The 14,360-nt window shown below is 39.7% G+C and carries 13 protein-coding genes and 1 tRNA gene; 11 read left to right on the forward strand and 3 right to left on the reverse strand.

Features of this window, described 5'->3' with window-relative positions:
• The first annotated feature begins 6 nt into the window (after positions 1–6).
• Both gldN and ACQ93I_RS03180 read left to right on the forward strand, forming a co-directional pair.
• Complete coding sequence (gene gldN, locus ACQ93I_RS03175; protein WP_431697105.1) at positions 7–900, forward strand: gliding motility protein GldN; 894 nt, start codon at positions 7–9, stop codon at positions 898–900.
• A gap of 73 nt (positions 901–973) precedes the next feature.
• Entirely contained in the window at positions 974–2,032 is a 1,059-nt protein-coding gene (locus ACQ93I_RS03180; protein WP_431697106.1) for an NAD(P)/FAD-dependent oxidoreductase, read from the forward strand.
• Here ACQ93I_RS03180 and ACQ93I_RS03185 read toward each other — a convergent pair.
• Positions 2,029–2,415, reverse strand: a complete 387-nt coding sequence (locus tag ACQ93I_RS03185) for a DUF983 domain-containing protein (RefSeq protein WP_423819891.1) — start codon at positions 2,413–2,415, stop codon at positions 2,029–2,031. The two genes, ACQ93I_RS03180 and ACQ93I_RS03185, sit on opposite strands and share 4 nt — an antisense overlap.
• Before the next feature lie 219 nt (positions 2,416–2,634).
• Between ACQ93I_RS03185 and ACQ93I_RS03190 the strand changes: the two genes are divergently transcribed.
• From ACQ93I_RS03190 to ACQ93I_RS03230, 9 genes are all read left to right on the forward strand, one after another.
• A complete protein-coding gene (locus tag ACQ93I_RS03190; RefSeq protein ID WP_266068468.1) occupies positions 2,635–4,545 on the forward strand; it encodes an ABC-F family ATP-binding cassette domain-containing protein in 1,911 nt (636 codons plus the stop codon).
• 2 nt (positions 4,546–4,547) lie between these two features.
• Positions 4,548–4,730: a CPXCG motif-containing cysteine-rich protein gene (locus tag ACQ93I_RS03195; RefSeq protein ID WP_266068469.1), complete on the forward strand. Its 183-nt coding sequence runs from the start codon at positions 4,548–4,550 to the stop codon at positions 4,728–4,730.
• Between the two features lie 80 nt (positions 4,731–4,810).
• Entirely contained in the window at positions 4,811–5,164 is a 354-nt protein-coding gene (locus ACQ93I_RS03200; protein WP_431697107.1) for an STAS/SEC14 domain-containing protein, read from the forward strand.
• Between the two features lie 57 nt (positions 5,165–5,221).
• Positions 5,222–5,294, forward strand: a tRNA-Met gene (locus ACQ93I_RS03205).
• 282 nt (positions 5,295–5,576) lie between these two features.
• Entirely contained in the window at positions 5,577–6,071 is a 495-nt protein-coding gene (locus ACQ93I_RS03210; RefSeq protein WP_431697108.1) for a hypothetical protein, read from the forward strand.
• A complete protein-coding gene (locus tag ACQ93I_RS03215) occupies positions 6,062–6,964 on the forward strand; it encodes a helix-turn-helix transcriptional regulator (RefSeq protein WP_431697109.1) in 903 nt (300 codons plus the stop codon). The genes ACQ93I_RS03210 and ACQ93I_RS03215 overlap by 10 nt, the downstream gene beginning before the upstream one ends.
• Positions 6,965–7,128: 164 nt before the next feature.
• Complete coding sequence (locus tag ACQ93I_RS03220; RefSeq protein WP_431697110.1) at positions 7,129–8,193, forward strand: AAA family ATPase; 1,065 nt, start codon at positions 7,129–7,131, stop codon at positions 8,191–8,193.
• A 6-nt stretch (positions 8,194–8,199) separates the two neighbouring features.
• Positions 8,200–8,556: a cyclic-phosphate processing receiver domain-containing protein gene (locus ACQ93I_RS03225; protein WP_431697111.1), complete on the forward strand. Its 357-nt coding sequence runs from the start codon at positions 8,200–8,202 to the stop codon at positions 8,554–8,556.
• The gene (locus tag ACQ93I_RS03230; protein WP_431697112.1) at positions 8,531–9,646 is read left to right on the forward strand and encodes a DUF2914 domain-containing protein; all 1,116 of its coding nucleotides are present in this window, start codon (positions 8,531–8,533) and stop codon (positions 9,644–9,646) included. The genes ACQ93I_RS03225 and ACQ93I_RS03230 overlap by 26 nt, the downstream gene beginning before the upstream one ends.
• Positions 9,647–9,946: 300 nt before the next feature.
• Here the strand turns inward: ACQ93I_RS03230 and ACQ93I_RS03235 are convergent, their stop codons facing one another.
• Positions 9,947–13,174, reverse strand: a complete 3,228-nt coding sequence (locus ACQ93I_RS03235; protein WP_431697113.1) for a T9SS type B sorting domain-containing protein — start codon at positions 13,172–13,174, stop codon at positions 9,947–9,949.
• A 157-nt stretch (positions 13,175–13,331) separates the two neighbouring features.
• A complete protein-coding gene (locus tag ACQ93I_RS03240; protein ID WP_431697114.1) occupies positions 13,332–14,291 on the reverse strand; it encodes a phospholipase D family protein in 960 nt (319 codons plus the stop codon).
• Positions 14,292–14,360: the final 69 nt, after the last annotated feature.

Raw genomic sequence — 14,360 nt, forward strand, 5'->3', positions numbered from 1 at the left:
TAGAACATGAACTGGAACCGATTATTGTTAGGATTATGTGGATTGCTCGTTTCGGTGACCTCTTTTGGCCAAAGTAATCTTCTTAATGCCAAAAGTCCCGACGAAATAGGAGGCCCTACCAAGGCAGAGCTTACCTATGGAAAGAACGATCCTTTGGAGTATGGATATGTTGATGACAGGGATGTACTTTGGGCAAAGACCACCTGGGAGATCATAGATCTCGATGAAAGAGTGAATTTCCCTTTGTACTATCCTATAGATACTAACCAGATTGGGGGTTCAAGACGCTCTCTTTACGACGTGTTGGTAGCCGGTATTAAAAGTGGAAAGATTAAAAATATCTATGCCGACTCTTACTTTAATGATAAGCGTACCCTGAATGACATCCAGGCGGCGTTGTCTAAAGTAGACACGACCGATCTTGGTATCGAGCAATACAATGCCGGGGAAGAGATTGATCAACAATTTATAAGCCGAAGAGATATTTCTTCAGCCGACATTGCTGAATATCACATTCGCGGGTACTGGTATTTTGACAAGCGCCAGGCAGAGCTTAAGTACAGGCTTCTGGCCATTGCACCAGTTGCACCCGACGTGAACTTTATAGACCAGGGAGGGGCTTCTGCGTTAGTAGAGCTTTTCTGGGTGTGGTTTCCCGGGGCAAGAGAAGTGTTGAACGAAGCTTATGCTTATAACCCCGATAATACATCAAATCCCGTATCCTTTGATCACTTACTTAACGCGCGGAGATTCAACGCGGTTATTTATGCGGAAGATAACGTGCAGGGCAACCGCCAGGTTGATGATTACATAAGTAACAATGCCTTTATGCAATTGCTGGAGTCTGAAAGGATCAAAGAGCAAATAAGGAATTTTGAACAGGATATGTGGAATTACTAAACTGTTCGCATGAATGAATTTATAACGCCTTTTCTTCCCCGAAAAGGCGTTTTTTTATATCTAATTTTGTAACATGAAAGACTATATTATTGTTGGGGCGGGCCTTAGTGGAACCTGCCTTGCATACAGGCTCGAAAAAGCCGGAAAATCCTTTGTTGTTTTTGATGATGACAGCCAGGAAGCCTCAAAAGTGGCCGGCGGATTCATGAATCCTGTTATCCTGAAGCGCTTCACCCTGGCCTGGAAGTCCGATGAGCAACTGGAAAAGGCATACGCCTTCTATAAGGATATGGAAGAGCATCTCGAAAAGACATTTTTAGGCCCTCTGGAGGTATACAGGAGGTTTTCGTCAATAGAAGAGCAGAACAACTGGTTTGCAGCCGCCGATAAGCCTAAAATTGCCCCTTTCCTCGACACAAAGCTTGTTGCTTCGGTAAATAAACATATACCGGGGAAATTTTCTTTCGGAAAAGTGTTGAAAACCTCCCGAATTGATCCGCGTTACCTTCTGGAATCCTATTCTGAACACCTTCAGGAGAAGGGCTGGCTTGTAAAGGAAACTTTTGATCATGATGCACTGCAATTAACCGCTTCGGGTGTGCAGTACAAAAACATAGGTGCCAAAAATGTCATTTTTTGCGAAGGTTTTGGGATTCAGAAGAATTCCTATTTCAGCTATCTTCCGTTAAGAGGAAATAAAGGGGAGTATATCATCATTAAAGCACAGGGACTCGACCTGGAAGTAGGCGTAAAATCTTCGATCTTTATTTTTCCGGCAGGTGGAGATCATTATGCCGTAGGGGCAACCTACAGCAATACCGATAAAACTCCCGAACCCACCCAGGCAGCCAGGGAAGAGCTGGTTGAAAAACTGAAGGATCTTATTAAAACCGATTTTGAAGTGGTAGATCAGGTTGCGGGCTTGCGACCTTCTACGATAGACCGTAGACCAATGGTGGGGCAGCACCCGTACCACAAAAATCTCTATACATGCAATGGTTTTGGAAGCCGCGGAATCTTAATAGCTCCATCAATTTCTGAAGAACTTTTAGATTTTATTGATGAAGGTAAAGAACTGGATCCCGAAATTGACATCTCCAGGTTTACCCGAAAGTGGTATAAAAGAGCTTAACTTTTTGCCTTTTTTGGATCGTAACTAAAAAAGAAATTGACCCAGATATTTCTACTCCATCGCACTATGACCGGCAGGAATATGACCAGCGTAGCCACAATAATGATAAAGGTGGGCAGCAGGGGCAGGCTTAAAAAGAAGTAAGAGATCACAAAAGCTGCGGTGGCGAAGGCGATTCCCACCGCATAGCTCACGTACATTGCTCCAAAGAAAAAAGAAGGTTCCATTTTATACTTGGTGCCACAGTTTGAACAGCGATCGTGCATGGCAAACAGCTTTGAGATCTTGTAAGGGTTATCTTCCTTATACATACTCTCTTCCTGGCAAACGGGGCAGGTACCTGTGAAAATGCTGTACAGTTTATTTCCTTTTAATGAGTTCATAAGCTTCGGTAAGAGTTACAAATTTACGGATCTTTCGGCTAAAGAATAAGCCTTCTGAAAGGTTTTCCACAGAATGAAAATAGGGTGCGTGAAAGACTTTTTCCGAAGTAATAATGGCAACACTTTTGAGTCTAACTGGTTTTTAATTAGCTATATCAATCTGTAGCCTATTTTTTTACCCTGAAAAAATGAGCATCTTTGCAGAAATTTTGAAGAGGAATGTTGAATATACATAATTTATCGGTCTCCTTTGGCGGAGAATATTTGTTTGAAGAGATCACCTTTAGGCTTGGTGGCGGTGACAGAGTGGGGCTAATAGGTAAAAACGGGGCCGGAAAATCTACCATGCTCAAGATCCTCTCGGGCGAAATGGAACCCGATACGGGCCAAATTGCATCTGACAAGGATTTAAAAATTGGTTTTCTTAAGCAGGATATAGACTTTGTAGAAGGGCGTACGGTTCTTGAAGAGTCTTATGAAGCTTTTGAAGAGATCAAGAAGCAGGAGAAACAGCTTGAAGAGATCAACACCCAGCTTGCTGAGCGTACCGATTATGAAAGTGAAGAGTACCATCAACTAATGGTAGATCTCAATGATGTGCAGCATCAATACGAGATTCACGGGGGTTACAATTACCAGGGGGAGACAGAACGTATTCTCCAGGGGCTAGGTTTTAAACGTGATGATTTTAACAAACTTACCGATACCTTCTCTGGAGGATGGAGAATGCGGATTGAGCTGGCAAAACTGCTGCTTCAGCAAAACGATATCCTTCTATTGGATGAGCCTACCAACCACCTGGATATTGAATCTATTATCTGGCTGGAAGGGTTTCTTAACAACTATCCCGGAGCTGTGGTGATCGTGTCTCACGATAAGATGTTCCTCGACAATGTGACCAACAGAACCATTGAGATCTCCCTTGGAAGGATTTACGACTTTAATAAACCATATTCAAAATATCTTGTTCTTCGGAAGGAATTGAGGGAGCAGCAGCTGGCTTCTCAAAAGAACCAGGAGAAACAAATTCAGCAGACCGAAAAGCTTATTGAGAAATTCAGGGCCAAAGCTTCAAAAGCAAGTATGGCACAATCTCTCATTAAAAAGCTGGACAAAGTAGACCGTATTGAAGTAGATGAGGACGATAATTCGGTGATGAATTTGAAGTTTCCGGTTTCTGTGGTGCCGGGTAAGGTGGTTATTGAAGCTGATCATATCACTAAAAGTTACGGGCATAAAAATGTGCTGAAGGATATTGACCTCTTGATTGAACGTGATTCAAAAACTGCATTTGTAGGGCAAAACGGGCAGGGTAAATCTACGCTGGCAAAGATCATTGTGGGCGAGCTGGACTATAAAGGCGAGCTTAAACTGGGGCATAACGTACAAATAGGATATTTTGCTCAAAATCAGGCAGAGTATTTAGATGGTTCAAAGACTGTTCTGGATACTATGATAGATGCGGCCAACGAGAAGAACAGGTCAAAGGTGAGGGATATACTTGGGTCTTTTCTTTTTCGGGGCGATGAAGTCGATAAATATGTAAGAGTGCTTTCGGGAGGCGAGAGAAACCGTTTGGCTCTGGCCAAAATGTTGCTACAACCTTTTAATGTGCTGGTAATGGATGAGCCTACCAACCACCTTGATATTAAATCCAAGAACGTTTTAAAAGACGCTCTAAAGAGCTTTGAAGGTACATTGATCCTGGTGTCTCACGACAGGGATTTTCTTCAGGGGCTCACCAATAAAGTTTATGAATTTAAAGATCATAAAATAAAACAGTACCTGGGAGATATAGATTACTACCTGGAGCAGCGAAAGTTGGTAGATATGCGTGAGGTGGAGAAACGCGATGTACAAAAACAGGCACCAAAAGAAAGCAGCAATAAAGACTCTTACCAGAATCAAAAAAAGCTGAAATCCCTGAATAACAAGTTGAGCAATATAGAAGCTAAGATCACCAAACTTGAAAGGGAAATAAAGGAGAAGGACCTTGAACTGGCTAACAACTATGAGAAGGCCATGGCGCGTCCCGATTTTTTCAAGAATTACCAGTTTAAAAAGAAGGAGCTTGAAAAAGCCATGAAGGAGTGGGAGCAGGTACAGGAAGAGCTTGAAAAGGTAAGTTAGCCATGTATGAACATTTCTTTCAATGTCCCTACTGTTGGGAAGAGATCTCTATGTTGCTGGATACTTCTGTAAAGAGGCAGCGGTATATTGAAGATTGTGAGATTTGTTGCAATCCTATAGAGATATCTGTTAGATTCCAGTCAGGCGAGCTGCAGGAATTTGAAGTCAGTAGTATAGAGCAATAGATAATCAGGCTGTTATATATGATTTCCCTTTTTTCTTAGGAGATTTTCACTAAATTAGAGAATAAAATCCTTTGAATTGTATGGTATCAACTTTTGAATTAGCTGAAAATGTAGTGGGAATAATAATAGATACAGATCTTGATGAGGAGCTTATTGAAAATGTGCAGGCTAAAATTCTGGATAAAATAGAAGTTCATGAGGAGATTAGTATCTTTTTTGAGATCAAGAGAGGTAGCAAATTAGGTTTTAAAGCTTTTTTAGAACAAATGGCTTTTAACCTGAACCACACGAGAAATTTCAGAAAGATTGCAGTGGTGTCAGACCTTGATTGGCTGAGGAACAGTATGTTTATCAAAGACCTTATTATGCCTACTGATATCAAAACTTTTACAAATGAGGAGCGGTTAACAGCTCTAGCCTGGATCTCCGAATAATTTTTTATTTTTTTCTTTGGTAAAGAAGAAATCGGTTGTATATTTGCAGTCCAATATCGCGGGATAGAGCAGTAGGTAGCTCGTCGGGCTCATAACCCGAAGGTCACTGGTTCGAGTCCAGTTCCCGCTACTAGCAAAGACAAGGCTTCACAGAAATGTGAAGCCTTTCTTTTTTTCCATGGGTACAGAATAGGTACAGAATATTTATTTTTTGCTAAAACCATCTTTTTCTTCTTCATTTTCATATAATTCCTACTAAATTTCTTCAAAGCGACATATCCGTTAATTATCAAAACGGAAAAAGCTTAGGATGAAAAAGTAATTGAGGATTTTTTCTGTGCTTTTGAATAAACCCGACTTATTTTGTCGCTTTCTCTCCGTTTCTTTACTTCACTAACAATGAGAAGCGATTATGAACATTCTTTACCTGCACGGTTTGAAGAGCAAATTAAGTAAGGAGAAACGGAAGGTCCTGGCGGAATTTGGAAATGTCTTTGCTCCCGACATTGACTACTCCGGTGGAGATGCCTACCATCTTCGTATTCTTCAAAATTATCCTCACACCGAATTCAATGTAATTATTGGCAGTAGTATGGGAGCTTTAAATGCCTATATCATTTCGAACTGGATTGGGCGTCCTGCTCTTTTATTTAATCCTCCCTTACATAAACATCCATGGAGTCTAATGCTCCCGGAGGAAAAATTCCTGAAGGCTGATTCTTCAAAACAGATACTACTGGGGGCAAAGGATGATGTGGTAGACCCTCAGAAAACTTTGGCTTTTTTGGGTAAACACCTGCAGGAGCATGAACTTGAGATAAGGGTTGATCCTCTTCTTGGTCACCGCATCCCACTTGAGCTTTTCAAAGAGCAGGTTTCGAATTTCTTTTCTAAACTATGTTATTAATCACTATGTCCGTACGCCAAACCATAAAACGACACTTCAAGATCATTTCATTGCTCAGAACAAGATCAATGAGTTTTGAAGAGCTCCAAAATGAGATGTCCAATGATCCTGATTCTATCGAAGAAAATCTCCTCACCTCCCAAAGAACCTTTCAACGTGATCTTGTAGATATAGACTCCATCTACGGAATCGCAATTAAGTCTAATCGGAGCCATAACCGGTATTTTATAGAAGATGATTTTGAAGACAATCATTCTCAACGGCTCAGGGAAAATTTCGAAATATTAAACGCTATTCGTCTTTCAAAAAGCCTTGGTAATAATCTCATTTTTGAAAACCGTAGATCTTTAGGCACAGAGCACATGGCAGGTCTCCTTCATGCCATTCAGAACCACCTCGCTGTCACCTTTGGTTACCATAAATTTTGGGATGAGTCAGAAAGCTGTCGGACTGTGAATCCCATTGCTTTAAAAGAAGCCAGGAACCGCTGGTACTTGATCGCATTGGATCAAGACAAGGTTAAAAATTTTGCCTTGGACAGAATTTCAAATCTGACGATTACAGCATTGAAATTCACTCCTGTAGAATACAGTGTTCATAAAAATTTTCATGATAGTTTCGGCATCATTAACGGCACAAATGAAGAAGCTGAAAAAGTGGTGCTGTCTTTTACTCCCCGGGAAGGTAGATATGTAGAATCCCTCCCACTCCATCACAGCCAGGAACTGGTTCTAAAGAACGAAGATGAAATCAGGTTTACCTATTTCATCCGGTCTACTTACGATTTCAGAATGGAATTGCTTTCTTATGGCGATCAGGTAAAGGTGCTGGAACCGGAAAGCCTGAAAAAAACTATCAAAGTACAGCTTCAGAATGCCTTAAAGGGCTATTAATAATTTTTTAACGCGTCGCGAATTGGCGTGAGCTTTATTCATTTTTGAATTATCAAATAAAAACATAATCCGTTTCGGGTGAAACTTTCCTGGATTGTAGGGGTAAAGGAGAGATGGTGCCGGGGCGGAATTTTATCTACAACTAAAAAAGCTATTATAAAACCATGAACTACGGCAATAAAACGGAGCCTCAATTTCTTCCGGAATTTAATCTGACTTTTATTATAGACAGGTGGGGCTCATTAAACCCAGAACTTCTTTATACAGGTTATTATGGAACTATAGCAAGTCAGCAGACGTTTAGTAATGTAGACATGAAGAAATTCTACAGGGAATTTCCGGTTCGTTTTCAAAAAAATATACTTGGACATCATTTCAAAAAAAATGATTCAGTTGAGGAATGGAAATGTGATTATAGCTATGTTTTAGAAGATGAAATTGTGGTTTATAAGGACAATGATGAGATAACGGTTTTCTTCAACAAAGAAGATCATGAATTGTTAAAAGACACCTTCAGCTTTACCAACTCTCTAAAGATAGCAGAGGATAAAGGAGCACGTATAAACCTCATTATATCGCAACCCCATGGCCTTGATAATAAAAAAATCAAATTTGCCAAACCCGAGCTTGACCTTAAAGAGGTTTATAATGATGATTTCACGGAATATCATAAGAAGATCTTTTCAATATTGGAAGAAAACGACAGGAGTGGTCTCCACCTACTGTACGGGAAACCGGGAACCGGAAAAAGTACCTATCTAAAATATTTATGTGGGATTTTGAATAAAGAAATCACATTTCTCCCCGGTCAGATGGCACAAAACTTGGATAATGTTGCTATGACACGGTACCTCATTAAAAATCCTAACTGCGTACTTATTATCGAAGATGCCGAAGAGCTCATTGTCTCCAGAGACCACCAACGCAATTCAAATCTCGCTATGATCCTCAATATTACCGACGGGATACTTGGAGAATCATTAGGCATACAAATTATTGCCACTTTCAACACTGATGTAAAAAACATTGATCCCGCCCTTAAACGCAAAGGCCGGTTAAAGTCTGCTTACGAATTCAAGCCTCTGTCTCCCGAAAAAGCGAATGCTTTACTCAGAGAGCAGAATACCGACTACTATGCCAGTAAGGAGATGACCCTGGCGGAGATCTATAACATTAGCGAAGAAGAGCAGTATAAGAGTCCGCAGCGGAAGGCGGTTGGGTTTAGGTAATCTGCGATGAAAAAAATGTTTCTTGATGACATACGGGAAGTAGAATGGATCTATGATGCTGAGTTAGCTGCGGAATTTGAAGTGGTTCGAAGCTATGCTGATTTCCTAGCTTATATTCAGAAAAATGGGCTCCCTGACTTCATCAGTTTCGATAATGATCTGGGTCTGGATGAAAATGGCCAAATTGCACCCGATGGTTATGCTGCCGCGAAATGGCTGGTTTACAAATCAGGTCTCGACCTGAGGAACCTGAAATTCAAAGTACATTCTGCAAATCCTGTGGCGGCTGAGCAGATAAGAAGTTTGTTGAAGAATAATATTCGCTACTCAAAATATTATGAAGAGAGCTTTAGTAATATATAGAAACAGTGCTTTTGGAAGGTATGTTTTCCGCAACCAAAAGTACGCTCCCATTCTTTTTTTTATGGGTGGTTTTATATTTGATACATTGACCTTAGGGCGAATAGATCGTGTTTATGATACGGTGGTTCTTTGCTCGCATATGACCTTATTGTCCCTAACACTTTATTTATATAATACAGTAGATGAAGCCAAGTGGGAAGGTACTTTTATCAGACGTTATTCCGAATATTTTCCGCTAGCCATACAGTTCTTCTTTGGCGCACTTTCAAGTGCATTTGTGATCTATTTTTTTAGAAGTGTGTCCATGTCAAAAACTATGTTTTTTTTCATACTGCTGGTCCTGCTCTTATTTGCAAATGAGTTTCTTAAAAAGAAGATCTCCAATAAATACCTTCAGTTTAGTGTTTATTTTTTTATCAGTTTTACCTTTTTCGCTTTTATGATTCCCACGCTGATAAGGAAAATGAATACCTTTATTTTTATCATTTCGGGACTCGTAAGTTTGTGGTCTACGCTGGCACTCATCAGGTTTATTTACAGGTCAAGCCCGGGCATGAGAGCTGAGATAAGTCTGAAAAAACTGATCACACTTATCCTTTCTATTTATATAACGATTAATATTTTTTACTATTTCAATCTTATTCCACCGGTACCGCTGGCTATGGATACCGGGTTGGTGGCCCATGATGTGCATAGAAAAAATAACGAGTACATCGTTACTTACGAGAAGAATCCATGGTATGTATTCTGGCGTAAACATGACACCAATTTTCATCTCCAGGCAGGTCAAAGAGTTTATGTATTTACTTCTGTTTTTGCACCTACAGATTTAAAAAAGTCAATTTTTCATAGATGGAAATGGTACAATCCGGAAACTGAGAAATGGGAAGTAACCGATGACATTAGCTTTAAAGTTACCGGTGGGCGTGATCTTGGTTTCCGTGGATATACTCATAAAAACAATCTTAGGGAAGGCCAATGGAAAGTTGATGTAATTACAGAAGAGGAACTGGTACTTGGTGTTGTGGATTTTGTGATTAAAAACACTTCTGAACCTCATGAAGAAGGAATGGTAAGGAAATCATTTTAATAACTGTTTTTCTCGATATCGAGAACAGAGGCGTACGGAATAGTAGTCAGTGCGCAGTGGTCAGTTAGCAGTTATATTCCAGAATGCCAAAATCTAAGTTCTGAATCTGGAATCGACCTCGCCGTCAGTTGGAGTGGTTTTTACTGAGCGAATGCGAAGGGAAAATTATATTGAGAACAGGAAGTATCGAGAACAGGCGACTCTGAAACTCCGTCGTTCTCGATACAAATCTGCCCCTGCTAGCGCTAGTGCAGATTCACTCGAACTGATGGGAGAAAATTTGAATAAAAAAGACCCAAATTACCGCAATAAGGAAAAATGGGAGCCATAGGTTTTCCCGTCAGCCAGGGATATCCTGAACCAGTAATCATCTGCCGGCATAGGTGTGTCGTTATAGGTGCCGTCCCACCCTTCACCTAAAGCAGAGAGTTGCTTCAAAAGCTTTCCGTAGCGGTCATAAATCTGAATTAGGGGATCCTCATTAGCGGGTAGTCCGCTAATATTCCAGCGGTCATTGTAGCCGTCGTTATTGGGGGAGAAAAATCGTAGATAATTGAGAAAATTTATTGTTTGAGAAACTTCTCCGCATCCATTGATATCCCTTACCGTTACTATATATGTTCCGCCTGCTTCCGGAGTAAAAATGTTGGAAGCCTGGAAATCATTGCCGTTTATTGAATATTCAAAGACTCCGTCACCAGAGGCAAGAATTTCAATCCTTGAATCTTTTGAAAAATTGCTGTACAAAATTTCGTCAATCTTTGGTGCTTCAGAATAAAGTAACTCAAATTCCTTAAAGCTTTCGCAAATGATCCCATTCTTTTCTTCCAGCACACTTAACCCGTAGGTACCTTCAGCAGATATGGTAACAGAAGCTGCTTCTGAAATAATATTTCCTGCCGGCCCGAACCAGGTCCAGGCGGTGTAACTACCATTTACCTGCAATTCCAGGGATTCCCCCAAACTGCAGATCTCGTAAGTTTCCTCAAGCTCAACTTTCGGTGGAAGGACAGTTTTTAAAATGAAGCTGACTTCAACACTACAGGAGGAACTATTAGGATCTTCAACTTTTGCGGTTATTTCCTGCTCATAGGGAACAGAATTTATGAATTCCGAATTGCTGAAACCGGACAGTTCCTTTCCGCTTTTATCAAAGTAAGAGATCAGTAAACCAGATTGGTTTCCAATCAATTCAGTTGCTATGTTGGATGTATCAAAAGCAGCTATTCCATTACCCGTATCACAGGCATAGCGTGTTGCAGGTTGATTAACTGCCGGTTTGGATGAAGTAACCAAATTTATAAGAGTCTCCGCGAAACAACCGGTTTGCAGATTCGTAACTCTAACTGTCAGGGTTTCCTTATTAGGTTGAGTATTGGTATAAGGATTGGGCAAGGGGCCGGGCAATGGGTTTCCCGATCCATCAAAATAAGATACTTCCATTCCTGCCTGGTTTCCCAGGACTTCGGTTTCAATATTTGAAGTATTGAAATATTCAGAAATACCGTCGTTGTTATCGTCGCAGCCGGTTATATCGCTTACAGTATTTGCAATTGGGGGAGGAGTTACAACAATTTGAAAATTTATTTCATTGTAGCAACCCGTTACAGGATTTGTAGCCCGAACGGTGATGGTTTCTTTATCCTTTACTTTATTAACAACTTCGTCTAACTGAGAATTAGAAATTTGCTGACCGTTCTGAAAGTAAAAACTTATATCGGTGCTATTTTTCGAAAGATCTGCATGGATCTGTGACAGGTCGAACGTAGCAAATCCATCAGTATCTTCAGTGCACATCATTATATCTTCAATAACAGACAGATCTGGCAAAGGATTTATAATTAAATCGAAAGAAGTTTCGGAGTAACAGCATAATTCATCGCTTCTCGCTACTCTTACCTTGATCGTTTCCCGATTCTTTACAGTGTTTGTAAAGGGATTAGGCAGCTCATTGTATCTATTTCCGCTCCCATCAATGAAAGTTACCACCTTATTTGTTTGATTTCCTAATACCAGCGATTTAATGCCTGAAGTGTCAAAACCTGAATAAACTCCTGTGCCAGACTGAGTTTCACAGGCTTCTAAATTATTAATGCCATAAGCTTTGGGAGGTTCCTTAACATCTATAGTTTCGGTCACCACTTCTGTAATTCCGTTTTTACCTTTAACAGTAGCGGTTACAGTGTAAGTCCCATCTTCTGAAAAATCGTGAAAGGGCGATAGATCTGTCGAAGTGTTAATTGATCCTGATGCGGGATCTCCAAAATCCCATGTGACCGATGATACTTCCGAAGCATCTGTAAGGCTGAATTCTTTTAAAAATTCTGAACAAATATTGCTTATGTTCATTTGAAAATCGTTGGCAACATGGTTTACCTTTCCCGTAACATTGATATACAATTTAGTATCTGGCCACCCCAATCCTTTAATGTCAACAAAATCTTCATAGCGGCTGCAGCCGCCTGCATAAAACTTAAACCAGGAAGTGCCGGTATCCTGGGCCGTAGAAGCCGGAAATGCGTAATTCCCTCCATTATATACTTCTACCAATATTCTTTCAACCCCTTCTGGAACGATGACCGGTTCCTCAAAATCTACATGGAATATCTTAGGTAACTGGGCATTGCTAACAAAATATGGAACCGGTTCCACCTGGCTACTACCAATTAGATCATTTTCTGAAAAGGAATCAGGAAAATTGGCATCAATTTTATATATCCTGAATTGCACGGTAACGGAATAACCCACTTCCTGAATTCCTACCTGTCCTGAATTGATGACAAATTCTTCATTTGTACCTATTCCAAAATCATTCAATATATAATCCCTGGACCAGCCTACACCTCCACCATTGCAGCCAGTGATATATGGCTTGAGTAAATCATCACAAACACTATGACTAAGCGTAGTACTCGATCCCGAATTGTAAGTGCTAAAGACTTCCCCGGTAGCATTGATAAAAAAATTGGCATTGGGAACAGGAACTTCCAAATCGTGGGTTGAAGTAAAGGAATAGTATTTTCTGCATCCATAGTAATACGATTCCCCGGTGTCTTCTTTTGTACCAGCAATAATTACCTCGGCGGAATTAGGATTATAATAATCTTGAGATTTTCCAATAACGATCATTATTCTTTCCACACCTGCCGGCACAACAACAGGTTCCTCAAAATCGAATTGAATAATTTGTGGGGTATCTATTTTGGGCAGGAGAATATTTTCTCTACTACCTATGAAAACTGGTTCAGATTCCGGGAAATTCGAATCAATACTATATACGCCAAACCCAATCCAGGCGCCATTATCAGATTTACTTATACCCACCTGCCCCGATCTAATGATAAATTGCTCATTTTTAGTCACTCCATAATCTGAGAGATTAAATACCCTCCCCCAGGTTTCTTCTTCTTCACAAGAGGACATTCCACTATCAATTAAATCCTCGCCAACATTATGGTTTAACTTTATCTGGGCGCTTACACTTTGAAAAAACAAAACCAGGAGTAGTAGTGCTACGTGCTTAAACATAATTATTTCTGATAACCTGATGGTAAAGATTTTGATCCTCAATATTATTATTTAAACCCATAAAATCTTAAAGAGGTTTTGAAATACCCTTTTGGGAGGCTTTTTTACCGGACAAAGGACAGGGTTAAGTATTCAAATGTTCAGATTGCTTAAAAAATTACTTCATCGCCTTCTTCCAATTCTTCCTCAAGATGGGTCTGGCAAAACAGGTTTCTCCAAAAGATTGTTCACCCGAATAATGACAGTAAGCTTCACCATAATTCACATCTTGAAACTGATTCCACTTTTTAAAGGCTTGTACTGACATAGGTTTTTCGGGATTAAATTCAATTTCCTCCCCTGTTCTAATGCAGTAACCTTTTCTCATCTCTTCAAGTGGCGACTTGTTCAAGGCTTCAACAACTTCGTCCCATTTCCTTCCTGAACTTTTAGCCACTCCTTTAATCTGTTCTTCTTTTTCCCAAACCCGTTCAGGCCGTACATCAACATTACTATCTAATTCATCCGGAAAATCTCCGAGTCTTTTTCCAGAATCCTTCCTGTTAGCTTTTTTACCGTAGAAGTTATCTGTTAAATCAAGAAGGGTCTCAGATTTTATATATTCTTTACCAAGATTAATGATAGCTTTTTTCGTTTTATAAATCGGTCTTCTAACAAAAACTGCTTCGTAATCATGTGCAAGATCTAAACAATGGTTCCAGGCATCAATATCGGCAGATTTTGAAAATTTGCTCAACATACTTTGTTCGGAAAAAACACCAAATTCAATATTATTTTTAAAGGAATAATCATATAAGTTTATAGAGGTAATGATTCCCTTTTTTTCATTGCCGTAATATTTTCCATGTAAATCCTGAACATATATAATACTAACATTTGGGAACTGTTTGAAAAAATCAAAATCCTCATTCCGAAGACTGCGATTAACATCTTTTTCATTCTTTCCAAAAACTATGGTCAATCTTAGCTTCGGATTATTTAAATGTTTTTGAAATAAGTTTTTGAAATATTCGTCAAGTTTGATGTAAGGAGAAACAATTAATAGTGACTGTTCTGCTTCCCAAATGATATCATAAACAGTATTTTCTAATTCTTCACCGGTTAAAAATTTACTCATGATAGTTGGTGTAATTTATAATTGATTTCTATTTTCTCCCATACTCACCATCCGCTTCATCGTATCAAA

The organism is Salinimicrobium sp. WS361 (assembly GCF_050750585.1).
GTDB lineage: Bacteria > Bacteroidota > Bacteroidia > Flavobacteriales > Flavobacteriaceae > Salinimicrobium.

Coding starts and splice junctions, on each gene's coding strand:
- ACQ93I_RS03195 (WP_266068469.1), top strand. CDS start 4,548: ATGTATGAACATTTCTTTCAATGTCCCTACTGTTGGGAAGAGATCTCT.
- ACQ93I_RS03225 (WP_431697111.1), top strand. CDS start 8,200: ATGAAAAAAATGTTTCTTGATGACATACGGGAAGTAGAATGGATCTAT.
- ACQ93I_RS03240 (WP_431697114.1), bottom strand. CDS start 14,291: ATGAGTAAATTTTTAACCGGTGAAGAATTAGAAAATACTGTTTATGAT.
- ACQ93I_RS03235 (WP_431697113.1), bottom strand. CDS start 13,174: ATGTTTAAGCACGTAGCACTACTACTCCTGGTTTTGTTTTTTCAAAGT.
- ACQ93I_RS03180 (WP_431697106.1), top strand. CDS start 974: ATGAAAGACTATATTATTGTTGGGGCGGGCCTTAGTGGAACCTGCCTT.
- ACQ93I_RS03230 (WP_431697112.1), top strand. CDS start 8,531: ATGAAGAGAGCTTTAGTAATATATAGAAACAGTGCTTTTGGAAGGTAT.
- ACQ93I_RS03215 (WP_431697109.1), top strand. CDS start 6,062: ATGTTATTAATCACTATGTCCGTACGCCAAACCATAAAACGACACTTC.
- ACQ93I_RS03210 (WP_431697108.1), top strand. CDS start 5,577: ATGAACATTCTTTACCTGCACGGTTTGAAGAGCAAATTAAGTAAGGAG.
- ACQ93I_RS03220 (WP_431697110.1), top strand. CDS start 7,129: ATGAACTACGGCAATAAAACGGAGCCTCAATTTCTTCCGGAATTTAAT.
- ACQ93I_RS03200 (WP_431697107.1), top strand. CDS start 4,811: ATGGTATCAACTTTTGAATTAGCTGAAAATGTAGTGGGAATAATAATA.
- ACQ93I_RS03185 (WP_423819891.1), bottom strand. CDS start 2,415: ATGAACTCATTAAAAGGAAATAAACTGTACAGCATTTTCACAGGTACC.
- ACQ93I_RS03190 (WP_266068468.1), top strand. CDS start 2,635: ATGTTGAATATACATAATTTATCGGTCTCCTTTGGCGGAGAATATTTG.
- gldN (WP_431697105.1), top strand. CDS start 7: ATGAACTGGAACCGATTATTGTTAGGATTATGTGGATTGCTCGTTTCG.